We start from the raw sequence: 22,587 nt of genomic DNA, 5'->3' as shown, positions 1-22,587 counted from the left end.
GTCACCCCCGGCGATCGACCACCGAAGGGGGAGAAAGTTGCAGAGAGTCGCGACAGAGACACCGCGGCCGCATCTCCGAAAGCCCTCCGGTCGTTGACCAAACCGTACTACATTGGTCACTGACTGTTGCGATCCAGGGTTACCAGTCGCCATAAAATCGGACAAACAGTGCGTGAGCTTGCTCACCGACTTGGATTTTTTTGGTTTGGACCCCTTGACATCGCGGTAGTTCGTGAAAGCATTCACAAGCGAAACGACCACTGAGCGTTGCCCGCACACATGCAACGGATCTTCAGGCTCCGCCTAGCCGAACCGTTACATGAGATGCATAACGGGAATCACCAACAACGATCCGCGAAAAAAACAAGGAGTGTTGCCGCCATGTCGGACTGGCGCCACCATGCCCTCTGCCGCGACGAGGACCCGGAGCTGTTCTTCCCCATTGGGACTTCCGGTCCGGCGCTGCTGCAGGTTGAGCAGGCGAAGGCGGTCTGCCAGCGCTGCTCCGTGACCTCCGAGTGCCTCCAGTGGGCCCTCGACTCCGGTCAGGACGCAGGTGTCTGGGGCGGAATGAGCGAAGACGAGCGTCGCCTGATGAAGCGTCGCGGCGGCCTGCGGGTCCGCGCTCACTCTGCCTGAGCCTCAATCCCAATACGCACCTAGACAGCGAACGCCCCGGCCGATTCGGCCGGGGCGTTGTTGCATTCCGCCGAAAGCGATGCGTCAGTCGAACAGCTCGCCGAAGAAACTCTCACGGTGATGGCGGCGGTGCTTCTTGTGATGGCCGTAATGCCCATAGCCGCCGTGGGCCGGCGGGTACGGCTGCTGCTGATAAGGCTGCTGCTGATAGGGCTGCTGCGGATAGCCGCCGTGCGACGCCTGCGGCTGGTGGCGGCCCTGCCAGGCCTGCTCGGCGTCGACGAGACGCTCCAGCTCACCGCGGTCCAGGAAGATCCCCCGGCACTCCAGGCATTGGTCGACGGTGACACCGCTGCGCTCGAACTGGCGCATCTCGCCACGGCACTTGGGGCAAGTCATCATCCGTCAACGGTAACCGCAACGCGCCACTGGACGGTCTAGGCGGCCCGTACGAGCGCGAAATCCCCGATCCGGGACACCACGAGACGGGCGACGTCCACGTGCGCGCACAGCGGCGGCGCGACCGGCTCCAGCGCGCCGGCCCCGGCCGCCGAGGCGACCACGAGCTCGTGCAGCTTGCCGGGGGCGAGGAAGTACGAGGAGACGGCGATCCGCGTGCAGCCGCGGGCGCGCAGGGTCTCCACCGCGACGGCGCCGGTGATCGGCGAGGCCGAGGCATAGGCGGGCGTGCACGGCACGCCCAGCGCCGCCCCCAGGGCCGCGGCCGCCTGGTCGACGGAGTGGCGGGCCAGGTCGTCGCGGGTGCCGGCGGCGGCGAGCACGACGCCGTCGAAGCGGACCGGGGGCAGCAGCCGGCGCAGGGCCGAGAGCAGCAGCGCGGGCGCGCCGGCGCCGAGCACGTCGGTCGTGGTGACGTCGAGGTCCAGGCCCTCGGCCCGGGCCCGGTCCAGCACCGCGGGCAGGTCGAAGCGGCCGTGGAAGGCGTTGGTGAGCAGCAGCGGCACGACGGCGGCGGCCCGGTGGCCGAGCGCCGCGAACGCCGCCAGCTGCTCGCCGGGGCGCGGACCGGCGTGGTCGAGGAACGCGCAGCGCACGTCCAGGCCGGGCCGTTGGGCCGCGACCGCCCGCGTCAGAGCGCGAGTGGCCGCGGCCGCCCGTGGGTCCGCGGACCCGTGGGCCACGAGCAGGACAGCGGTCATCCGGAGGTGTGCAGCCCGCACTCGGTCTTGTCGAACGCCGCCCAGCGCCCGCTGCGCGGGTCGCCACCCGGAGGCGTGCGGCGCGTGCACGGCCAGCAGCCGACCGAGGCGTACCCCTGCCGCATGAGCGCGTTCACGGGCACGTTGTAGCGGGAGATGTACTGGTCCACGTCGGCCTGCGTCCACAGCGCCAGCGGGGCGACCTTGAACTTGCCGCGGGCCCGCTCGAAGCTCACGATCGGCGTGTTGGCGCGGCTCGGCGACTCGTCGCGGCGCAGGCCGGCGGCCCACGCGTCGTAGTCCTCCAGGGCCCGCTCCAGCGGCTCGACCTTGCGCAGGAAGCAGCACTCGTCGGGGTCGCGGGCGTAGAGCCGCGGCCCGAACTCGGCGTCCTGCTCGGCGACGGTCTGGCGGGGCCGGATCGAGCGCACGGTCACCGGCAGGGTGCGCTGGACGATCTCGCGTACCCGCAGCGTCTCGGCGAAGTGCAGGCCCGTGTCGAGGAAGATGACCGGCACGCCGGGCACCACCTTCGACACCACGTGCGCGAGCACGGCGTCGGCGAACGAGCTGGTCACACAGAACCGCTCGCCGAACTGGCCGGCCGCCCACTCGACGATCTTCTCGGCGGTCTGGCCCTCCAGCTGCGCGGACGCGCTGGTCGCCAGCTCGATGGACTCCTGCGCGGTGCGGGCCACGGTCGTGCTGCTCATCGCTTCGCCTCCAAAGCGTTCGCCGCCAGTCCCAGGAACTTCAGTGAGAAGACGCGCGCGCAGCTGCGGCACTCCCATGCGCCATGCGCGTCCTCGTGGGGTCGGAGATCCTCTTCGCCGCAGTACGGGCAGTGCAGCGGGGCCATGCGCTCGCTCATCGCAGTTCCTCTTCCGGAGCGCGCATCACCCAGCGGGCGAAGGACTCGCCGGACTCGCGCCCGGCCAGGTAGTGGTTGGCGACCCGCTCGACGTACTCGGGCAGGCCGGCGGCGGTGGTCTTGAGGCCGCGCAGCTTCCGGCCGAAGCCGGCCGTCTGCCCCGCCGCCATGCCCAGCCCGCCGCCGAGGTGGATCTGGAAGCCCTCGACCATGTCGCCGTTGTCGTCGCGGACGAGCATGCCCTTGAGCCCGATGTCGGCGACCTGGGTGCGGGCGCACGCGTTCGGGCAGCCGTTGAGGTGAATGGAGATGTCGGCGTCGAGCTCCGCGACCTTGTGCTCGAGGTGCTCGATGAGCTCCGCCGCGCGGGCCTTGGTCTCGACGATCGCGAGCTTGCAGAACTCGATGCCGGTGCAGGCCATCGTGCTGCGCCGCCACGGCGACGGGCGGGCCTCCAGGCCGACCTTGGCCAGGCCCTCGACCAGCGAGTCGGTGTCGCCCTCGGCGATGTCCAGGACCAGGATCTTCTGGTACGGCGTGAGCCGCACCCGATCCGAGCCGTGCTGCTCGGCCAGGCCGGCCACCTCGGCCAACTGGGTGCCGGAACTGCGCCCGGCGATCGGGGCGGCGCCGACGTAGAACTTGCCGTCCCACTGCTTGTGCACGCCGACGTGGTCGACCGGCTTCTCCGGCAGGTCGGGCGCCGGCCCGTCGATCAGGCGGCGGCCGAGGTACTCGTTCTCCAGGATCTGCCGGAACTGGTCCGCGCCCCAGTCCGCCACCAGGAACTTCAGCCGGGCGCGGCTGCGCAGCCGGCGGTAGCCGTAGTCGCGGAAGATCTTGATCACGCCGTGCCAGACGTCGGCCAGCTCGTGCAGCGGCACCCACACGCCGAGGCGCACCGCGAGCATCGGGTTGGTGGACAGCCCGCCGCCGACCCAGAGGTCGAAGCCGGGGCCGTGCTCCGGGTGGATCACGCCCACGAACGAGATGTCGTTGGCCTCGTACGGGGTGTCGGGCAGCCACGAGATCGAGGACTTGAACTTGCGCGGCAGGTTGGACAGCTCCGGGTCGCCGATGAAGCGCCGGTTGATCTCGGCGATCGCCTCGGTCGGGTCGAGCACCTCGGCCTCGGCCACGCCGGCGATGGGGCTGCCCAGGATCACCCGCGGGCTGTCGCCGCAGGCCTCCATGGTGGACAGGCCGACCGCCTCGAGCTCCTGCCAGATGGTCGGCACGTTCTCGATCTCGATCCAGTGCAGCTGGATGTTCTGCCGGTCGGTGACGTCGGCGGTGTCGCGGGCGAAGCGCTGCGAGATCGAGGCGATCGCGCGCAGCTGGGCGAGCGAGAGCTGGCCGCCGTCGCTGCGGATGCGCAGCATGAAGTAGCGGTCGTCGAGCTCCTCGGGCTCCAGCACGGCGGTGCGCCCGCCGTCGATCCCGGGTCGGCGCTGGGTGTAGAGCCCGTACCAGCGGAACCGGCCGCGCAGGTCGGCGGGGTCGATCGAGTCGAAGCCGCGGTGCGCGTAGATGTTCTCGATGCGGGCCCGCACGTTGAGCGGGTTGTCGTCCTTCTTGCTGCGCTCGTTCGGATTGAGCGGCTCGCGGTGCCCCAGGGCCCACTGCCCCTCACCGCGGGGACGGCCTCCGGCCGCACCACGACCGCGGACAGTGTTCACCGACATGTCGGCGTCCTCTCAGGATTGAGAGCACGCGACCAAGCGCCGACCGTTCCCATACAGACGGGGAACGAATGACGTCGATGTCATTGCGATTCCGGCGCGAAGTCGCGCACCCGGGAAAAATTCTGCGGGCGGCGTTCAGCAAGCCGGACAGATGGCGCTGCGCACGCGACCGTAGTCAACGTGTCGGCGGCTGACGAGCCGCAGAGAAGCAGCGTGCATAGGGTGCAGTCTTCCACGGAGAGCGGTCCTTACGCCACGCCCACGTGAGGGTTCTCTCAACGCGATTTGACATGCGGGTAACCGGAATAAGACTCAGCCGATAGGAATTGAGGGTCAACATACTGCGGTCCGGCCGCGGCGCCCCGCGGCCTGTCCCACAGTGCGGTTGGATTCACCGCTTGGCCAGCGGTACCACCATGACCGCCTCGGTGCCGCCCTCGGCCCGCCGCCGCAGCTCGATCGTGCCGCGCAACTCCCCCGTCGCCAGGGTGCGCACGATCTGCAGCCCGAGCCGCTCGCTGGAGTCCAGGTCGAAGCCCTCGGGCAGCCCCTTGCCGTTGTCGGCCACGGTCACGTGCAGCTGCTTGCGGAACCGGTGCACCGAGACCACCACCTCGGGCGCGTCCGGGGCGACCGGCTCGAAGGCGTGCTCGACGGCGTTCTGCAGCAGCTCGTTGAGGACCATGACCAGCGGCGTGGCGATCTCGGCCTGCAGCACCCCGAAGTCGCCCTCCCGGCGTACCGCCACGTTGAACCCGGTCGCGCCGACCTCCACCGCGGCCGCCGCCACCCGGTCCACGATCCCGTCGAACTCGACCGCCTCGTCCGAGGATTCCGGCGACATCGACAGCGTCTCGTGCACCAGGGCGATGGAGGCGACCCGGCGTACCGACTCCTCCAATGCGTGCCGCGCGGCCGGGACGCCCACCCGCCGGGCCTGCAGGCGCAGCAGCGCGGCGACGGTCTGCAGGTTGTTCTTGACCCGGTGGTGGATCTCCCGGATCGTCGCGTCCTTGGTCATCAGCTGCCGGTCCCGGCGCCGGACCTCGGTGATGTCCCGGACCAGCACGAGCGCCCCGATCGGCACCCCGGCCGGCATGAGCGGCAGCGCGCGCATGAGCACGGTGGCGCCGCGGGCCTCGAGCTCCTTGCGGGCCGGGGCCTCCCCGTGCAGGGCCTGGTGGATGCGGTCGGTCGCGTCGGCGCCCTCCAGCGGGTCGTCGACCAGCCGGCCGGTCGTCTCGGCCAGGCTCTCGCCCACCAGGTGGGCGGCGAGTCCCAGCCGCCGGTACGCGGACTGCGCGTTCGGGCTGGCGTAGGTGACCTTGCCGGTCGCGTCCAGGCGCACCAGCCCGTCGCCGATGCGCGGCGCGCTCGTGGTCTCCCCCGGGTGCCGCGGCGGCGGCCAGCTGCCGTCGGCGATCATCTGGGCCAGGTCGTCGGCCGTGGTCAGGTAGTTGAGCTCCAGCTGGGCCGGGGTGCGCGCGGTGCTCAGGTTGGTGTCCCGCCCGAGCACGGCGATGACCTTCTGGTGGCCGCGCCGGCGCACGGGGATCGCCTCGTGGCGGGCGGGCATGTCGCCGTACCAGACGGGGTCGCCCTCCCGCCAGATGCGCCCCTGCTGGCGCACGATGGCCAGGTGCGCGACCTCGGGGCCGCCGGCGATCCGGCCGACCTGGTCGTCCTGGTAGGCCGTGCCCGCGGTGGTGGGGCGCACCTGGGCGACGCAGATGAACTCGCCGCGCACCTCGATCGGCACCCACATGAGCAGGTCGGCGAAGCTGAGGTCGGACACGATCTGCCAGTCACCGGCCAGCCGGTGCAGGTGCTCGATGTCGTCGGGCTCGAGGCTCGTGTGCTCCTCGACGAGGTCGCGCAGGGTGGACACGAGAACAAGACTAAGGTTGCCGGGTGCGGCGTTTGCTGGTTCCCCTGCTGTTGGTGCTCTCGCTGGGCTTTTCCCTCGGTGGCTGCGGCTGGGCCGGTCGCCACGACGAGAAGTCCAAGCCCGACGGCTTCCTGTTGCAGGGGTACGTCAGCGTCGCCGGCGCCGCCGCCGGGGTCACGGGCAGCGCGTGCCTGGCGCCGTCGACGGTGCCGGACGTGTACCAGGGCGGCACCGTGCGGATCGCGGACGGCAGCGGGCATGCGATCGCCGCGGCCCAGCTCAGTGCCGGGGTGCTCGCGCCCGACGGGACGAGCTTCGACTGCAACTTCGCGTTCGAGCAGCGCAACGTGTCGGGCAGCCGGGCGGCCTACCAGCTCTCGGTGGGCGACCGCCCGGCGTTGACGTTCCAGACCAAGGACCTGGCCGAGGGCCGGCCCGCGGTGATCCCGGTCACGGCGGCCACGGCCGCCGCAGCCGCTACAGCGTCGACGTCACCTTCTTGAGCCCGCGCGCTGGCCGAAGGCCGGCCCGCGGGCATCCTCGCCGCCGCTACAGCGTCGACGTCACCTTCTTGAGCCCGCGCGCTGGCCGAAGGCCGGCCCGCGGGCATCCTCGCCGCCGCTACAGCGTCGACGTCACCTTCTTGAGGCCGCGCGGCGCGTCCGGGTTCTCGCCGCGCAGCAGGGCCAGCGACAGGGCCAGGCGCTGCAGCGGCAGGATGTCCAGCAGCGGCGCGTAGCGCTCGTCGACGTCCGGGGTGCGCACCCAGCCGGAGGCGCCCTCGACCGCGGCGGGGCCGAACACGACCGTGTCCGCGCGCCGCTCGCCGAGGCGGGTGACCACGTCGCGCATCGACTGCCCGGCCGGGCCGTTGCCGACGACGGCCAGCACCGGCACGTCGGGGTCGGTCATGGCCAGCGGCCCGTGCAGCAGGTCGGCGCCGGAGAACGAGAGGCCCGCCAGGTAGCAGGTCTCCATGAGCTTGAGCGCGGTCTCGCGGGCGGTCGGGTAGGCGTACCCGCGGCCGGTCGTGACCAGGCGCCCGGCGAAGCGGTACCGCGCGGCGAGGTCGACCGCGGTGTCGTCGGCCAGCAGCGCCGCCGCGTGCCCGGGCAGCTCGCGCAGCGCGGCGAGCTCCTCGGCCGGCAGGGCGCCGCCGTCGCGCACGCTCTCCACGAGCATGAGCAGGGCGAGCAGCTCGGCGGTGTAGGTCTTGGTGGCCGCCACCGCGACCTCGTGCCCGGCGACCACGTCGACGTGCAGCTCGGCCGCCTGAGCCAGCGGCGACTCGGCGTTGTTGGTCACGGCCAGGGTGTGCGCGCCCTGCTCGCGCGCGATCCGCAGGACCTCGCGCAGGTCGGGCGAGCCGCCGCTCTGGCTGACCCCGACGACGAGCGTGTCCCGCATGTCCGGGCGCGCACCGTAGAGCGTCATCGCCGACGGACTCGCCAGCCCGGCCGGGATGCCGAGGCGGATCTCGGTCAGGTAGGCGGCGTAGAGGGCGGCGTGGTCGGACGTGCCGCGCGCGGTGAACACCACGCTGCGCGGCTTCCACTCGGCGATCTTCGTGGCGATCTCGGCGATCTGGCCGGCGCGCTCGTCGATCAGGCGCGCGAACACCTCCGGCTGTTCGGCGATGTCGGCCTTCATCCCGGCGCCGGGCTGTTCGGTCACGGTGCGTCCCTTCAAGCGATTGGTGCGCGATACTGCTCATAGTCTGGCAGTTTCGCGCACCAATCGCTAGTTCAAGGGGCATATTCGCGCAGCTCGTGCTCGAAACTACCCTTCCTGCGCAATCAGCGTGCGCTCCGCCCCCTCTTCGGCCGGCCCGCCGCGCAGCGCGACCTCGCGGATGAAGAAGGCGAGCACCGGCACGAGCACCGCCGCCGCGGTCGACCACAGGAACACGCTCGACGTGGCGCCGGCGATCGCGTCGACCACCGCGGTGCGGACCGGGGCCGGCAGCTGGGCGAGCGTGTGCGGGTCGATCCGCGCGCCCCCGCCGCCGCTGGCCAGCTGATCCGCGGCCCCGGTGCCGAGCCGCTCGCCGAGGATCGCGTGCAGCCGGTGGTTGAAGATCGCGCCGAAGGCGGCCACCCCGAACGCCCCGCCGATGGACCGGGCGAACGTGGCGGTACTGCTGGCCACGCCGAGGTCCTTGACCTCGACGCTGTTCTGCGCGATGAGCATCGTGGTCTGCATCAGGAAGCCCAGGGCCAGCCCGAGCGCCGCCATGTACAGGCTCGACGTGACCTTCGAGGTGTGCGGCCCGAGCTGGGCCAGCAGCAGCATCGCACCGATCATGATCACGCCGCCGGCGATCGGGAAGATCCGGTACCGCCCCGTCTTGGTGATCGCCCGCCCGACCACCAGCGACGTCAGCAGCATGCCGGCCATCATCGGCAGCAGGAGCAGGCCCGAGTTGGTGGCCGAGGCGCCCTGGACGATCTGCTGGTACAGCGGCAGGAACGTGATCGCGCCGAACATCGCGAAGCCGACCAGGAACCCGAGCAGCGCGACCAGCGTGAAGTTGCGGTTGGCGAACACCGACAGCGGCACGATCGGCTCCGGGTGGCGCCGCTCGACCAGCACGAACGCGACGAGCGCGAGCACCGCCAGGACGCCGAGCCCGCGGATCTCGGCCGAGCCCCAGGCGTACTGCGAGCCGCCCCACGTGGTGATGAGCACGAGCGCGGTGACGCCGACGGACAGCAGCAGGGCGCCCAGCCAGTCGATCCGGTGCTCGGTGCGCCGCTTGGGCAGGTGCAGGGTCAGCGCGAGCAGGATCAGGGCCGCCCCGCCCAGCGGCAGGTTGACGAAGAACGCCCAGCGCCAGTTGGCGTGGTCGGTGATGAAGCCGCCGACGAGCGGGCCGCCGACCATGGCCACGGCCATGACCGCGGCGAACTGGCCCTGGTACTTCCCGCGCTCCCGCGGCGACACCAGGTCGCCGAGCACGGACATCGCCCCGACCATGAGCCCGCCGGCCCCGAGGCCCTGGAACGCGCGGAAGCCGATCAGCTCGGGCATGCTCTGCGCGAACCCGCACAGGGCCGAGCCGAGCAGGAACAGCGCGATCGAGGTCATGAACACGGTCTTGCGGCCGTAGAGGTCGCCGAGCTTGCCCCAGAGCGGGGTGGAGACCGTCGTGCCGAGCACGTACGCGGTGACCACCCACGAGAGGTGGTCGACGCCGCCGAGGTCGCCGACGATGCGCGGCATCGCGGTTCCCACGATCACGTTGTCGAGCATGGCCAGCATGATGGCCATCAGCAGGCCGGGAAGGACGACCTTCACGTTTTTCTCCGGCATCTGAACCTGCACCCCCGAACTTACTTGTCGACCGGCTAGTTGACTTACTAGCCGTACGGTAAGCTGGTTACTAGCCGAGCGTCAAGTAGGATTGGTGGCGATGGGGCCGAACGAGGAGAGCAGCGCGGCGCGGGTCGTCCGCGGCCGCAACCGCATCCGCACCGACGAGACCGACGGCGCCGACACGCGGGCGCACATCCAGCGCGTGGCGCTCGACATGTTCACCGAGGACGGCTACGACAAGACCTCGCTGCGGGAGATCGCCGAGAAGCTCGGGGTCACCAAGGCCGCGCTGTACTACCACTTCCCGACCAAGGACGACATCGTCTCCAGCCTGATCGAGCAGCGCATCGCGGCCGTCGACGCCCTGCTGGACTGGGCCGAGGCGCAGCCGCGCGACTCGGCCACGCGGCGGGAGTTCCTGGAGCGCTACGCCGTGCTGCACGACGAGTTCGTGCACGAGAACGTGATCCGCTTCTTCGAGCGCAACCAGACGCTGATCAACACGCTGCCGGCGGGCAAGCGGATGCGCGAGCAGATGATGCGCGTGTTCGCCCTGCTGACCGACCCGTCGGACTCGCTGACCCAGCAGCTGCGCCGGGCGCTCGCCCTGTTCTCGATCCACGCGAGCTGGTTCCTGCTGCGCGAGCGCCCGGGCACGCCGGAGGAGCGCCGGGCGGCGGCCCTCGAGGTGGCTAGTGAACTGCTGAGGTCGGCCGATGCGCCGGCAGGGGAAGACGCAGACCCAGCAGGTTGATCCGCGGCACGGGCGACCAGTCCAGGGACGGGTCGCGCTCGAAGCCGAAGCTCTGGTACAGCGCGAAGGCGGCCGGATTGTCGTCGCGCACGCAGATGACCACGGCCGTGCAGCCGAGCTCGGCGGCCCGGTCGAGGCAGGCCCGCACCAGGGCCCGGGCCACCCCGCGGCGCTGCGCCGCCGGGTCGACGGCCAGGGTGCGGAACTCGGCCTCGCCGTCCCGGGACACCTCGGCGAACGGCCCGCCGGACAGGGTGAACGTCACCGCGCCGCGCACGGCGCCGTCGAGCTCGGCGACCAGGATGTCGGCGCCCGCGGCGCGGGCGGCCACGTCGGCCAGGACGGTGGCGTACGCCGGGGAGGCCTCCAGCTGCCCGTCGGCCCGGTAGGCCTCGACGGTCAGCCGGGACACGTCGTCGTGGTCGGCCGGCGTGCTCAGCCGGACCAGGAGGCTCACCCGATCACGGCGATGAGGTCGCCCTCCTGCACCACGTCGCCCTCGTGCACGGCGATCTGGCTCACGGTGCCGTCGGCCTCGGCGACCACCGGGATCTCCATCTTCATCGACTCGAGGATGACCAGGGTGTCGCCCTCGGCCACCTCGGCGCCCACCTCGGTCGTGATCTTCCAGACGTTGGCGACCATCTCGGCACGGATCTCGTCGGACATCCCGGTCTCCCTCGCGGCTGCATCGTGTGCGCCTCGCAGCATATCGGGGCGCACCTCCGCCGCGCGGGCCCAAGAACACGAAACCGCCCGCCTCGCGCGGGCCGAAACGCGCAACGCCCGCCGCGCGCGGGCCGAAACGCGCAACGCCCCCCGCGCGCGGGCCGAAACGCGCAACGCCCGCCGCGCGCGGGCCGAAACGCGCAACGCCCGCCGCGCGCGGGCCGAAACGCGCAACGCCCGCCGCGCGCGGGCCGAAACGCGCAACGCCCGCCGCGCGGGCGTCAAGCCATCGAAACGCGAAACGCCCGGCCGCGTGGGCCGGGCGTGCGACGTGCAAAAGCTACTCGGGGCGCAACTCGCGCGAGTCGGCGTTCACCACGAACTCGGAGAGCTTCGCCCGCAGCCGCGCCTTGAGCTCGGCCGGGGCCAGCTCGGACCCGCAGCAGCGGGCCACGAGCGCCTTGACCTCCTGCTCGATGCCGAACTCCCGCAGGCACGGCGAGCACTCGTCGAGGTGCTCGCGGATCAGCGTGCGCCGGTCGTCGGCGCACTCCAGGTCGAGGTAGAGGTACACCTCGGCGAGGACGTCACTGCAGTCGGTCTCGTGCGGGTCTCCACAGCTCATCGGATCTCAGACCTCGCTCGGCTCAGCGGACGGGTTGCGGGTGAACCCACGATCGGCAGCATAGTTCTCCAGCTGCCGGCGCAGGTTCCGCCGTCCGCGGTGCAGGCGGGACATCACGGTGCCGATCGGCGTGTTCATGATGTCCGCGATCTCCTTGTACGAGAAGCCCTCGACGTCGGCCAGGTAGACCGCGAGGCGGAACTCCTCGGGCAGCGACTGCAGGGCCTCCTTGACGTCGGAGTCCGGCAGCCGGTCCAGCGCCTCGGTCTCGGCCGAGCGCAGCCCGCTGGACGTGTGCGACTCCGCCTCGGCCAGCTGCCAGTCGGTGATCTCCTCGGTCGGCGCCTGGACGGGCTGACGCTGCCGGCGCCGGTACGAGTTGATGTACGTGTTCGTCAGGATGCGGTACAGCCAGGCCTTGAGGTTCGTGCCCGTCTCGAACTGGTGGAACGCCGCGTAGGCCTTCAGGAACGTCTCCTGGACCAGGTCCTCGGCGTCCGACGGGTTGCGCGTCATCCGCAGCGCGGCGGCGTAGAGCTGGTCGATGAAGGGCAGCGCGTCGTGCTCGAACCGGACCCGCTGCTGCTCCGCGCTCTCGCTGCTCACCACTCGTGCGACCCCCACCCTCGAGCGCTCCCGCGCACCGCGCGAGACACGTCCGGTCGAGGATACGCCGAGTTCCTGTGCGCGTTCTGTGTTTGTGGCGCCCGTCAATCGCTCGCGGGCGATCGGCTGCCACGACGGGTTCGGCTCCGCGTCGGTCGACCCGGGCCACGCCGGGCTGAACAGCAGCTCGCGGATCCGCAGGTCATCACGCTCGAGTGTTGCCACGCTCTGGTTCCCTCCGCTGACGGCGCCGTCGGCAGCACCGCACGAAGCGTGTAACGCCGGCACCCGTCCCGGCATTCCGCGTGACGGCCGTTACCTGCCCCGGCGGCCGGTCGCATCGGGACCGGACCGACCGCCGGGAGCAGGAAGGGCCTGGGAGTTGTGGCAGCGTGACCGGTGCGCACCGGCCACATCGCCTCCAACGAGCCGGCCTAGCTCCCGGTGACGAAGGCCACGGCCGCGGCCGCCACGGCCGCCGGATCGCGCGACAGGGCGTGGGTTTCACCCCGAAGAACCGTCACGTGTACCGCCGGTGCCTGCGACGGCACGCCGAAGGCGTCCCGGTCGCCGTTGAGGACCAGCGTCGGCACACCGGTCAGCAGCTCGTCGGCCCGGGACTTGTCCGGCTTGCCCGGCGGGTGCAACGGGAACGCCAGCGCCAGGATGCGCTGCGCCCCGGCCCGCACAGCGGTGCGGCACGCGACCCGCGCCCCGCTGGAGCGCCCGCCGACCACGAGGGTCGCGAAGTCCACGTTCTTGCGCAGCCGCGCGATGACCGCCAGCCAGGCGGCGTCGAGCTGGGCGGCGGGCGCGGGGGCCCGCCGGCCGGCGACCCGGTAGGGCTGGGTCACCAGGGCCACCGCCACGCCGCGCGCGAGCGCCGCGTCGTGCACCGCGACCAGGTCGGCCGCGTCCACGTCGCCGCCCGCCCCGTGGCCGAGCACGAGCAGCGTCCCGCCGAAGTCCTCGGGCACGTCGAGGCGGTACCGCGCGGGCCCGAAGGGGGTGGCCACCGACCGCCCGCCGCCCGGCCTGGACCGGGCGGCGGGTTTCGTGGGTGTCGAGGGCGCTGTTACTGCGGCGCGCCCGCCCCGACCGGGTCGGGCTTCTCGCTGCTTCGGCTCGCTCGCTGCAACGGCAGGATCGGCAGGCACGCCACCGCTCCGAACCGTGGATCGGATTGGCCGGGAAGCCCCGGCCGCTGCCCCTCGCTGCGCCATGCGACGAGCATCGCACGCCGTTCGCGAGGTGTTGTGGCTCCCCAGACGCCGTGGCAGTCCCCGACGTCCAGCGCCCACGCCAGACACGCTCCCTGCACGTCGCAGGTGCGGCACAGCGCCACTGCGGCGTCGGCCGGCTCCGTCGGAGCCGGGAAGAACGTCTCTGGGTCGACGGCCTGACATGCGCCGCGGATTCGCCAGGCTCCGTCGCCCTGCTGTTCCTTGACGGCTCTGAGCAGTCGCGGGTCTCGCCGCGCGGCTGCGACTTCATGAGGGCGTGGCATCCTCGCCCGGGTCATACACCCACCTCCCCCGTGGGTCAAACGAACGCAAAGTGGATAGACGTCGGGATGCCCCCATCCGACATAGACCCACCGGCGCTGTGTTGTATCGCACTAACGAGTGCAAATACAAGAGTTCATCGGCCGATTTGCAAAATCGGCTGGATTTTTATCTGGACTTACAGCCTAAAAAAGGGTCAGATCGATCGGTTCGACATCGCTCGGCCGCAGCGCCGGAGCCGGAACTTTCGCCACCAGATCGGGCCCGTCGTTGCGGACATCGCCGACCCGCGCGCCTACGGGGCGTAATTCGAGACGTGCGACGTGCGACGACGGCGTGGGCAACAGGAGGCTCGCATCCGCTTCCGCCGTCAGCCAATCGGCCCATCGCTCCGCCGGCAACAGTAACGGCATGCGGTCGTGGATGAGCGCCAAGTCATCGACGGCCGGCGTGGTGATGATGCTGCACGTGAGGAGCCGGTCGTCGCCTTTGCCCCACACGGTCCACAGCCCCGCGAATACGCACGGTTCGGCGTCGCCGAGCGTCATGAAGTACGGCTGCTTGGCTTTTCCGTCGCCCCGGACCCACTCGTACCAGCCGTCGGCGGGCACCAGGCAGCGGCGCCGCGCGAACGATTGCGCGAACGCGTTCGACGATTCCACCGTCTCGACCCGGGCGTTGATCATGCGGGCCCCGACCTTCGGGTCCTTGGCCCAGCCCGGGACAAGTCCCCAGCGGGCGGTGGACAGCACGCGGCCGCCCGCCGACTTGGAGACCCGCACCACCGGCACCGGGTCGGTGGGCGCCACGTTGTAGTCCGGTTCGAGGCCGTCGGTCTCGTCGGACGCCTCGAACAGCGTGCTGAGGTCGACGTTGCTGCGCGAGGTCGCGTACCTGCCACACATGCCCGCCACGGTAGCCGCGTCCCGTGCCATTCGCGGCCAGCAGTCGCTACATATCGAAACTGACCGCACACTGAGCGCGTGGATACGCACTTACCGTGGCCGGCTCCGACCGCCGCCGGCCCGCTCGACGCCTCGGTGCGGCTGCCGGGCTCGAAGTCGATGACGGCCCGCGCGCTCGTGCTCGGCGCCGTGTCCCAGGGCGCCAGCACCCTGCGGGCCCCGCTGCGGGCCCGGGACACCGAGCTGATGGCGGCCGGGCTGCGGGCGATGGGCTGCCACGTGTCGACCGCCGACGACAACCTGTGGCTGCTGCGCTCGCGGCCGCTGGAGGGCCCCGCCCGGGTCGACGTCGGGCTGGCCGGCACCGTGATGCGCTTCCTGCCGCCGGTCGCGACGATGTCCACCGGCGCCGTCTCCTTCGACGGCCTGCCCGCGGCCCGGCGCCGCCCGATGGCCCCGCTGATCGGCGCGCTGCGGTCGCTGGGCGCCCGCATCGACACCGACAACGGCCTGCCGTTCACCGTGCACGGCCGCGGGCGCATCGCCGGCGGCGCGGTGACCATGGACGCCTCCGCCTCCAGCCAGCTCGTCTCCGGGCTGCTGCTCTCGGCGGCGGGCTACGAGCGCGGGGTGGTCGTACGCCACGTCGGCGCCCCCGTCCCCAAGCCGCACCTGGACCTGACGGTGCAGATGCTGCGCGCGGCCGGCGCGGGCGTCGACGACAGCCGGCCCGACACCTGGTCGGTCGAGCCCGGCCGGCTCAAGGGACGGGCCTGGGACATCGAGCCCGACCTGGCCAGCGCGGTGCCGTTCCTGGCCGCCGCGCTGGTCGCCGGCGGCACGGTGAACGTGCAGGGCTGGCCGGTCGTGAGCAGCCAGCCGACCCGGCGGCTGCTGGACGTGCTGCGCCAGATGGGCGGGGAGGCCGCCCTCACGCCCCGCGGGCTCGTGGTGCGCGGCTCCGGGATGATCCGCGGCATCACCGCCGACCTGTCCAGCCTGGCCGACGTGTGGGCGGTGCTGGCCGCCGTGCTCGCGCTGGCCGACTCCCCCTCGCACCTGCGCGGCCCCGAGCCGCCCGACCGCCTGGCGCGGCTGGCCTCGGCCCTCACCGAACTGGGCGCGGGCGTCACCCAGGAGCCCGACGGCCTGCGGATCCGCCCGCGCCCGTTGCGCGGCGGCACCCTGCACACGCACGGCGACCGGCGGCTGGCCCACGCCGGCGCGGTGCTCGGGCTCGCCGTGCCCGGCCTGCGCCTCGACGACGTGGCATGCACCGCGAAGACACTGCCCGACTTCCCCCGGCTATGGTCAACCATGGTGTCCGGGCAATAGGGAGATTCGACTGGTTCGGAAGCGTGAGTACGACGAGGATGACGTGCGGGTGCGCCCCGGCCGGTCCTCGCGACCGCGCACGCGCACCCGCCCCAAGCACAGCGACGCCGTCGAGGGCCTGGTGATCGCGGTGGACCGGGGCCGGTACACCTGCCACGTCGCCGACACCGGCGCGACCGTCACCGCCATGCGCGCCCGCGAGCTGGGCCGGCACGGCGTCGTGGTCGGCGACCACGTGCAGATCGTCGGCGACGTCAGCGGCAAGCCCGACACCCTGGCCCGGATCGTGCGGATCGACGAACGCTCGTCGGTGCTCATGCGCACCGCCGACGACGAGGAGGGCGGCACCGAGGGCCGCTTCGAGCGGGTCGTGGTGGCCAACGCCGAGCAGCTGGTCATCGTCAACTCGCTGCAGGACCCGCCGCCGCGGACCGGGTTCATCGACCGGTGCCTGGTCGCGGCGTACGACGCCGAGATCGACCCGCTGCTGTGCCTGACCAAGGGCGACCTGGCCGGGCCGGAGGCGGTGCTGGACTACTACGCCGAGCTCGACCTGCCCTACGTGCTCTGCCGCCCGGACCGGCCCCTCGACGACCTGCTCGCCGAGCTGCGGGGCCGGGTCTCGGTCATGATCGGGCACTCCGGCGTCGGCAAGTCCACGCTCGTCAACCGGCTCGTCCCCGGCACCGACCGGGCCGTGGGCGCGGTCAGCGCAGTCGGCAAGGGCCGGCACACCTCGACCAGCGCGCTCGCCCTGCAGCTGCCCGGGGACCTCGGCTGGATCGTCGACACGCCCGGCATCCGCTCGTTCGGGCTGGCCCACGTGTCGGCCGACAGCCTGCTGCACGGCTTCCCGGACCTGGTGGAGGCCTCGACGCGCTGCCCACCGAACTGCGACCACACGGGCGCGGGCGGCGAGTGCGGCCTGGACAAGCTGGTGGCCGAGGGCGGCGCCGACCCGCGCCGGCTGGCCTCGTTCCGCCGCCTGCTGGCCTCCAAGGAAGGCACCGCCACCGAGGAGGACGCGACCGCCTGAGCGCTCCCGTCAGAGGACGACGGGACCGCCTGATCTCCAGTACTCGTTGGTGTCCCGGGACAACAGGTCCGCGTCCACGAGATAGCGCCGCAGCGCCGCGTGGTCGTCGTGCCACGCCCGCAGGATCGCGTTCACCTCGCGCTCGGGATAGCGCACGCCCGGCTCGAACGACGACGCGATGTGCTCCAGCACCACCATCCGCTTGGCGTTCGCGGCCGGGATCTGGGTCAGCCGGCCGTCCGTGATGAACGTGCGCAGGATGAGGTCGCGCTGCCGGTCCGGGTCCAGCTGCGGCTGCGGCTCGGCCTGGGTCGCGGCCGCGCGCACCGCGTCCTTGAACAGCTCGGCCGACGTGGCCAGCTCGCCCTCGGCCACCGCGAGCAGCCCGCCCTGCTGCAGGCGGCGGATGGCGGGCTCGACGACCCGGGCCGGCAGCCCGGTGGCCGACTCGACGGCGCTAAGGCTGCGCGCGCCCAGGACGACCGCCGCGAACACCTGGAGACGATCGGACTCGGCGAGCAGGCCGCACAGGGCTGTGGGAGTCACAAACGGCGACAGTACTGCCAGAAGGTGGCGATCGTCGGCTAAGTTTCCGCCCATGGCTCGCTACGCGGACGATCTGGCCCTCGCTCATATGCTCGCCGACACCGCGGACGCGATCGCCGTGCCGCGCTTCCGCGCCCAGGATCTGCACGTGTCCGAGAAGCCGGACCTGACCCCCGTCACCGACGCCGACACCGCGGTGGAGAAGGCGCTGCGGGCCACGCTGGGCCGGGCGCGCCCGCGCGACGGGGTGCTCGGCGAGGAGTACGGCGCGACCGAGGCCGCCGCCGGCCCGGGCAGCCGGCAGTGGGTCATCGACCCGATCGACGGGACCAAGAACTTCGTGCGCGGGGTGCCGATCTGGGCCACGCTCATCGCGCTGATGGAGGGCGACCAGCCGGTCGTCGGCCTCGTGTCGGCGCCCGCGCTCGGGCGGCGCTGGTGGGCCGCGCTCGGCCACGGGGCGTACGCCGGACGCCACACGGCCGCCGCCACGCCGATCCGCGTCTCGTCGGTGTCGCGGCTGGCCGACGCGTCGTTCTGCTACTCGTCGCTCGGCGGCTGGGAGGAGGCCGGGCGGCTGGGCGCGATCCTCGACATCAGCCGGCGGACCTGGCGGCAGCGGGCCTATGGGGACTTCTACGGGTACATGCTGCTGGCCGAGGGCGCCGTGGACATCATGATCGAGCCGGAGCTCTCGCTGTGGGACCTGGCCGCGCTGGTGCCGATCGTGACCGAGGCCGGCGGCACGTTCACCGACCTGCAGGGCAACTCCGGGCCGGGCGGCGGCAGCGCGGTGGCCACCAACGGGCCGCTCCACGAGGACGTGCTCACCCGTTTGGGCCACACCCGGTTGTCCGGTTTGTCCGGCTGAACCGAAAGGTCCGTATGCTCAGTACCCGCGCGGGGTCTATCCTGCCCGGGTGGCATCTTGGAGTTGGCTGTTCCTCGGCGCGATGATCGCCGCCTATGGCGTCGCCAACCTGCTGCAGTCCGTCGCCGCCGCGCGCACCGATCTGCACCAGGGCTTCCAGCCGATGCTGCTGCTGCGCCTGGGCCGCCACAAGTCCTATCTGGTCGGCGTGGCCTGCCAGTGCGCCGGGTTCGCGCTGGCCTTCTTCGCCCGCCGTGACCTGCCGCTCTTCCTCGTGCAGTCGGCCATGGCGGCCGGCTTGGGCGTCACGACCCTGCTGGGCGTGCTGATCCTGAAGTGGAAGCTGCCCCGTACCGAAATCGCGCTGTTGTTGGCCCTGACCGTGGGCATCGCGGCGCTGGTCCTCGCGGCCAAGCCCGCGCCCTCCCGCCAGCTCGGCGCCGGCGGCGTGATCGGCCTGATCCTGGTGCTCGCGCTGCTGGCGGTGCTCGGGTTCTTCGCCGGCCGCCTGCACGGCGCGCCCGGCTCCGTGGTGCTGGGCGCCCTGTCCGGCGTGGCCTTCGGCGCGGCGGCGGTGGCATCCCGCCCGCTGGCCTCGGCCGACTCGTTCGGGCAGTTCGTCACGGATCCGCTGTCGTACCTCCTGATCGCCCATTCCCTGGTCGGCCAGTTGCTCCTGGGGCTGGCGATGCAGCGGGGCTCGACGACCGCCGCCGTGGCCGCCATGGACGCGGCGGGCGCGGTGCCGGCCGCCCTGGTCGGGCTGCTGGTGCTCGGCGACGGCGTCTGGCCGGGCCGGGAGTGGCTGGTGGCGGTGGGGTTCGTGGTGACCCTGTCGGCCGTGATCGGCCTGAGCTTCTACGCCGAGCCGCAGCACCACCACCAGACCGCCGAGGAGTGCGAGCCCTCGGCCCCGGGGCTGGCCTTCAGCGCCCCCCGCCGGCCCGCTCGCTGAACTCGCCAGTAACACTTTCTGTAGTCGCCTGAACACGTAAGGTCCCCCGTTCGGGGGACCCGACCGGCAACTCGGCCGACCCAGGCCGCACCCCGGTTCTCGTTCAGACTCCCTCCGCCTGACCGATCAGGGATTTCGCAAGCGCCCGGTCGGTGAGCAGGTGAGGAGGCGAAACAACGTGCTGAAGAACAAGCTCAGCGCCTGGTTCGCAGTCTGGATGGCGCTGCTCACCGTGGCGTTCTACCGCTGGCCGGACCAGCACATGCTCTGGTGGGGCCTGATCGGCCTGTCCAGCGTGGCCGGCGTGGTCGTCGGGGTCGTCGTGCACAGGCCCAGCCGCCGCTGGCCGTGGCTGCTGCTCGCCGTCGCGCTCGCCTGCTTCGGCGCCGGCGACTTCCTCTACAACCTGCTCACCGACGTGTTCCACATCGAGAACCCGTTCCCGTCGGCGAGCGACGTGCTGTACCTGGCGATGTACCCCCTGCTCGCCGGCGGCCTGCTCGGCTTCATCCGCTCCCGCACCGGGCGCAACAACCGCGACAGCCTGATCGACGCGGCCACCTTCACCATCGGCCTGGCCCTGCTGTCCTGGATCTTCCTGATCGACCCGTACGTGCGCAGCACCGAGCTCACGCTGCTGCAGAAGCTGGTGTCGATCGGCTACCCGCTCGGCGACGTGCTGACCCTGGCCGTCTTCGCCCGCCTGCTCACCGGCGGCGTGCGCCCCAACGGCTCGATCAACCTGCTCGGCCTGGGCACCGCCGGCCTGCTGGCGGCCGACGTGGTCTACGGCCTCATCCAGCTCAACGGCTCCTGGCACGTCGGCGGCCCGACCGACCTCGGCTGGGTCCTGTGCTACTCGGCGTGGGCCGCGGCGGCACTGCACCCCTCGATGAAGCAGATGACCGAGCCGACCCGCTCGAGCGCCGCCGACCTCGGCATGCGCCGCATCGCGCTGCTGGGCACCGCCTCGCTGATCGCCCCCGGCGTGCTGCTGGTGGAGGCGAGCGTCGGCACCGTCCGCGACGCCGCCGTCATCGCGGCCAGCTCCGGCGTCATGTTCGGCCTGGTGCTGGTCCGCCTGGCCGGCGTGATGGGCAACCACCGCCAGTCCCTGGCCCGCGAGCGGGAGCTGCGCGAGGCGACCACCACCCTGGTCGCCGCTGCCGACAGTGCCGAGGCGCTCGCCGCCGTCCAGAGCACGCTCGAGCGGCTGCTGCCCGCCGACGCCCCGCACGTGGTCAAGCTGGTCCGCGTCGGCGCCGAGGAGGAGCTGCCGGCCCCGGGCCTGGTGCGCGTGGCCGGGCTCGCCCCGGACGTGCGCGCCGCGCTGCGCGAGTTCAGCTCGGCGCTGCGCCACCCGCTCGGCGCGACCGCCGACGTGCTGTACCTGGCCGCCCCGACCGAGGTGCTGCAGCTGCTCCAGCCGACGTTCGAGGTGCTCGCCGCCCAGGCCACCATGGCCCTGGAGCGGATCACGCTGACCGCCGAGGTCAACCGGCGCAACAGCGAGGCGTACTTCCGCACCCTGATCCACAACACGTCCGACGTGATCCTGATCGTCGACGACAACGACGTCATCCAGTACGCCAGCCCCTCGGCCGGCGCGGTCTTCGGCGACGAGCGCCTGGCCGGGTACGAGCTGTGGGAGTTCGTGGCCGGCGACGAGCGCGCCCGCACCGCCGAGCGCCTCGGGCAGGTCCGCTCCGGCCTGCACGACCACGACGTGCTGGACGTGCGCGCCGAGCGCGTCGACGGCTCGGCCCTGCTGGTCGAGGTCGACTGCCGCGACCTGCGCGACGACACCACCGTCGGCGGCCTGGTGCTGACCGTGCGGGACGTGACCGAGCGCCGCCGCCTGGAGGAGCAGCTCATCCGCCAGGCGTTCCACGACTCGCTGACGGGCCTGGCCAACCGGGTGCTCTTCGGCGACCGCGTCGAGCAGGCCGTCTTCCGCGGCCAGCGCGACGGCTCGCTGGTCGGCGTCCTCTTCATCGACCTCGACGACTTCAAGATCGTCAACGACACGCTCGGCCACGCCGTCGGCGACGAGCTGCTGCAGGCCGTGGGCAAGCGGATCACCGGCGAGCTGCGCCCGACCGACACCGTGGCCCGCCTCGGCGGCGACGAGTTCGCCGCGCTCATCGAGGCCGACTCCATCGCCGACCTCGAGCTCGCCGCCGAGCGCATCAACCTCGCGCTCGCCGAGCCCTTCTCGGTGGCCGGCGAGTCGGTCAACGGCATCAGCAGCATCGGCCTGTCCACCACGATCGACGCGAGCTCGGCCGAGGAGCTGCTGCGCCAGGCCGACCTGGCGCTGTACGTGGCCAAGGGGGCCGGCAAGGGGCAGTGGCGGCGGTACCAGTCCGACCTGCACACGGCCGTGCTGGAGCGCCTGGAGCTGCGCGCCGCGCTCGACCAGGCGGTCAAGGAGAGTCAGTTCGTCCTGCAGTACCAGCCGATCGTGGATCTGGAATCCGGCGTGCCGCTGGGCTTCGAGGCCCTCGTCCGCTGGAACCACCCGACCCGCGGCATGATCGCGCCCGGCCATTTCATCGAGGTGGCCGAGGAGAGCGGGCTCATCGTGCCCATGGGGCGGATGGTGCTGCAGCAGGCGCTGAACACCGCCGGCCGCTGGCAGCGCTCCACGGCGCCGGGCGCGCTGCGGTACATCAGCGTCAACGTCTCCGCGCGCCAGTTCCGCACGCCCGGCTTCGTCGAGGAAGTGCGCCAGATGCTGCTCGCCTCGGGGGTCGAGCCCGGCACGCTGCTGCTGGAGATCACCGAGAGCCTGCTGCTGCGCAACGACGACACCGTGCGCGCCGACCTCGACGCGCTGCGGGCGATGGGCATCCGCCTCGCCATCGACGACTTCGGCACCGGCTACTCGTCGCTGTCCTACCTGCAGCACATGCCGATCGACGTACTGAAGATCGACAAGTCGTTCATCGACGACATGTTGTCCTCCACCCAGCAGCGCGCGGTCGTCACCGCGATCGTGCAGCTGGCCCAGACCTTCAACCTCTCGGTCGTCGCCGAGGGCGTGGAGGAGGCCGGCCAGCGCGAGGCGCTGCACCAGATCGGCTGCCCCTACGGCCAGGGCTACCTCTTCGCCCGGCCCCTCTCCGAGCCGGAGGCATTCGCGCTCATCCCGAAGACCGCGCCATTCGCCGCGATGGCGTGAACGGAATGTTGTTCTCAACCATGGAAGGTAGTTCGCAC

At 71.9% G+C, this 22,587-nt stretch carries 23 protein-coding genes; 8 read left to right on the top strand and 15 right to left on the bottom strand.

The features are described from left to right. Positions 1–381 precede the first annotated feature (381 nt). Complete coding sequence (locus tag ACQPZ4_RS05495; RefSeq protein WP_190257048.1) at positions 382–639, top strand: WhiB family transcriptional regulator; 258 nt, start codon at positions 382–384, stop codon at positions 637–639. An 84-nt stretch (positions 640–723) separates the two neighbouring features. Here the strand turns inward: ACQPZ4_RS05495 and ACQPZ4_RS05490 are convergent, their stop codons facing one another. The 5 genes from ACQPZ4_RS05490 to ACQPZ4_RS05470 all read right to left on the bottom strand — a co-directional run bounded on the left by ACQPZ4_RS05490 (position 724) and on the right by ACQPZ4_RS05470 (position 6,243). Then, positions 724–1,038 (bottom strand): zf-TFIIB domain-containing protein, encoded by a 315-nt coding sequence (locus ACQPZ4_RS05490; protein ID WP_433066282.1) that lies wholly within the window; start codon positions 1,036–1,038, stop codon positions 724–726. A gap of 38 nt (positions 1,039–1,076) precedes the next feature. After that, positions 1,077–1,799 carry a sirohydrochlorin chelatase gene (locus tag ACQPZ4_RS05485; protein ID WP_433056757.1) on the bottom strand — a complete coding sequence of 241 codons (723 nt, stop codon included), beginning with the start codon at positions 1,797–1,799 and terminating at the stop codon, positions 1,077–1,079. After that, positions 1,796–2,512, bottom strand: a complete 717-nt coding sequence (locus tag ACQPZ4_RS05480; RefSeq protein ID WP_433056755.1) for a phosphoadenylyl-sulfate reductase — start codon at positions 2,510–2,512, stop codon at positions 1,796–1,798. The genes ACQPZ4_RS05485 and ACQPZ4_RS05480 overlap by 4 nt, the downstream gene beginning before the upstream one ends. A gap of 154 nt (positions 2,513–2,666) precedes the next feature. Beyond that, a complete protein-coding gene (locus tag ACQPZ4_RS05475; protein ID WP_433056753.1) occupies positions 2,667–4,355 on the bottom strand; it encodes a nitrite/sulfite reductase in 1,689 nt (562 codons plus the stop codon). Positions 4,356–4,746: 391 nt separating this feature from the next. Beyond that, positions 4,747–6,243, bottom strand: a complete 1,497-nt coding sequence (locus ACQPZ4_RS05470) for a sensor histidine kinase (protein WP_433056751.1) — start codon at positions 6,241–6,243, stop codon at positions 4,747–4,749. A 23-nt stretch (positions 6,244–6,266) separates the two neighbouring features. Here ACQPZ4_RS05470 and ACQPZ4_RS05465 point away from each other — a divergent pair, with 23 nt between their 5' ends. Further along, positions 6,267–6,746 carry a hypothetical protein gene (locus ACQPZ4_RS05465; protein ID WP_433056749.1) on the top strand — a complete coding sequence of 160 codons (480 nt, stop codon included), beginning with the start codon at positions 6,267–6,269 and terminating at the stop codon, positions 6,744–6,746. A 118-nt stretch (positions 6,747–6,864) separates the two neighbouring features. Here the strand turns inward: ACQPZ4_RS05465 and ACQPZ4_RS05460 are convergent, their stop codons facing one another. Then, the gene (locus tag ACQPZ4_RS05460) at positions 6,865–7,893 is read right to left on the bottom strand and encodes an SIS domain-containing protein (protein WP_433066279.1); all 1,029 of its coding nucleotides are present in this window, start codon (positions 7,891–7,893) and stop codon (positions 6,865–6,867) included. 129 nt (positions 7,894–8,022) lie between these two features. Then, complete coding sequence (locus tag ACQPZ4_RS05455) at positions 8,023–9,555, bottom strand: DHA2 family efflux MFS transporter permease subunit (protein ID WP_433056747.1); 1,533 nt, start codon at positions 9,553–9,555, stop codon at positions 8,023–8,025. Positions 9,556–9,772: 217 nt separating this feature from the next. Between ACQPZ4_RS05455 and ACQPZ4_RS05450 the strand changes: the two genes are divergently transcribed. Then, positions 9,773–10,312: a TetR/AcrR family transcriptional regulator gene (locus ACQPZ4_RS05450; protein WP_433066277.1), complete on the top strand. Its 540-nt coding sequence runs from the start codon at positions 9,773–9,775 to the stop codon at positions 10,310–10,312. Here the strand turns inward: ACQPZ4_RS05450 and ACQPZ4_RS05445 are convergent. The 7 genes from ACQPZ4_RS05445 to ACQPZ4_RS05415 all read right to left on the bottom strand — a co-directional run bounded on the left by ACQPZ4_RS05445 (position 10,251) and on the right by ACQPZ4_RS05415 (position 14,622). Continuing rightward, positions 10,251–10,769, bottom strand: coding sequence for a GNAT family N-acetyltransferase (locus ACQPZ4_RS05445; protein ID WP_433056745.1), 519 nt, complete (start codon positions 10,767–10,769; stop codon positions 10,251–10,253). The two genes, ACQPZ4_RS05450 and ACQPZ4_RS05445, sit on opposite strands and share 62 nt — an antisense overlap. Next, the gene (locus tag ACQPZ4_RS05440) at positions 10,766–10,981 is read right to left on the bottom strand and encodes a biotin/lipoyl-binding carrier protein (protein ID WP_433056743.1); all 216 of its coding nucleotides are present in this window, start codon (positions 10,979–10,981) and stop codon (positions 10,766–10,768) included. The genes ACQPZ4_RS05445 and ACQPZ4_RS05440 overlap by 4 nt, the downstream gene beginning before the upstream one ends. A 340-nt stretch (positions 10,982–11,321) precedes the next feature. Further along, entirely contained in the window at positions 11,322–11,606 is a 285-nt protein-coding gene (gene rsrA / locus ACQPZ4_RS05435; RefSeq protein ID WP_433056741.1) for a mycothiol system anti-sigma-R factor, read from the bottom strand. Positions 11,607–11,612: 6 nt separating this feature from the next. Further along, complete coding sequence (locus ACQPZ4_RS05430; protein ID WP_433056739.1) at positions 11,613–12,512, bottom strand: sigma-70 family RNA polymerase sigma factor; 900 nt, start codon at positions 12,510–12,512, stop codon at positions 11,613–11,615. Between the two features lie 134 nt (positions 12,513–12,646). Then, a complete protein-coding gene (locus ACQPZ4_RS05425) occupies positions 12,647–13,228 on the bottom strand; it encodes an alpha/beta hydrolase family protein (RefSeq protein WP_433056737.1) in 582 nt (193 codons plus the stop codon). Positions 13,229–13,287: 59 nt separating this feature from the next. Next, positions 13,288–13,734 (bottom strand): WhiB family transcriptional regulator, encoded by a 447-nt coding sequence (locus tag ACQPZ4_RS05420; protein WP_433056735.1) that lies wholly within the window; start codon positions 13,732–13,734, stop codon positions 13,288–13,290. A 168-nt stretch (positions 13,735–13,902) separates the two neighbouring features. Then, a complete protein-coding gene (locus ACQPZ4_RS05415) occupies positions 13,903–14,622 on the bottom strand; it encodes an SOS response-associated peptidase (RefSeq protein ID WP_433056733.1) in 720 nt (239 codons plus the stop codon). A gap of 78 nt (positions 14,623–14,700) precedes the next feature. On the opposite strand from ACQPZ4_RS05415, the gene aroA reads away from it, so the two are divergent. Together aroA and rsgA are read left to right on the top strand one after the other, a co-directional pair. After that, the gene (aroA, locus tag ACQPZ4_RS05410; RefSeq protein ID WP_433056731.1) at positions 14,701–15,957 is read left to right on the top strand and encodes a 3-phosphoshikimate 1-carboxyvinyltransferase; all 1,257 of its coding nucleotides are present in this window, start codon (positions 14,701–14,703) and stop codon (positions 15,955–15,957) included. Between the two features lie 49 nt (positions 15,958–16,006). After that, entirely contained in the window at positions 16,007–16,993 is a 987-nt protein-coding gene (gene rsgA / locus ACQPZ4_RS05405) for a ribosome small subunit-dependent GTPase A (RefSeq protein ID WP_433066275.1), read from the top strand. A 9-nt stretch (positions 16,994–17,002) separates the two neighbouring features. Here rsgA and ACQPZ4_RS05400 read toward each other — a convergent pair whose 3' ends face one another. Continuing rightward, positions 17,003–17,539: a DUF2087 domain-containing protein gene (locus ACQPZ4_RS05400; RefSeq protein ID WP_433056729.1), complete on the bottom strand. Its 537-nt coding sequence runs from the start codon at positions 17,537–17,539 to the stop codon at positions 17,003–17,005. 52 nt (positions 17,540–17,591) lie between these two features. Between ACQPZ4_RS05400 and hisN the strand changes: the two genes are divergently transcribed. The 3 genes from hisN to ACQPZ4_RS05385 all read left to right on the top strand — a co-directional run bounded on the left by hisN (position 17,592) and on the right by ACQPZ4_RS05385 (position 22,549). Next, the gene (hisN, locus tag ACQPZ4_RS05395) at positions 17,592–18,410 is read left to right on the top strand and encodes a histidinol-phosphatase (RefSeq protein WP_433056727.1); all 819 of its coding nucleotides are present in this window, start codon (positions 17,592–17,594) and stop codon (positions 18,408–18,410) included. Positions 18,411–18,492: 82 nt separating this feature from the next. Beyond that, a complete protein-coding gene (locus ACQPZ4_RS05390; RefSeq protein WP_433066272.1) occupies positions 18,493–19,365 on the top strand; it encodes a hypothetical protein in 873 nt (290 codons plus the stop codon). Between the two features lie 160 nt (positions 19,366–19,525). Further along, positions 19,526–22,549, top strand: a complete 3,024-nt coding sequence (locus tag ACQPZ4_RS05385) for a putative bifunctional diguanylate cyclase/phosphodiesterase (protein ID WP_433056725.1) — start codon at positions 19,526–19,528, stop codon at positions 22,547–22,549. The last annotated feature ends 38 nt before the right edge of the window (positions 22,550–22,587 follow it).

The sequence above is a fragment of the Dactylosporangium sp. CS-033363 genome (assembly GCF_050942475.1).
Classification (GTDB): Bacteria; Actinomycetota; Actinomycetes; order Mycobacteriales; family Micromonosporaceae; genus Dactylosporangium.
This window is presented reverse-complemented; position numbering and strand designations above follow the sequence as displayed.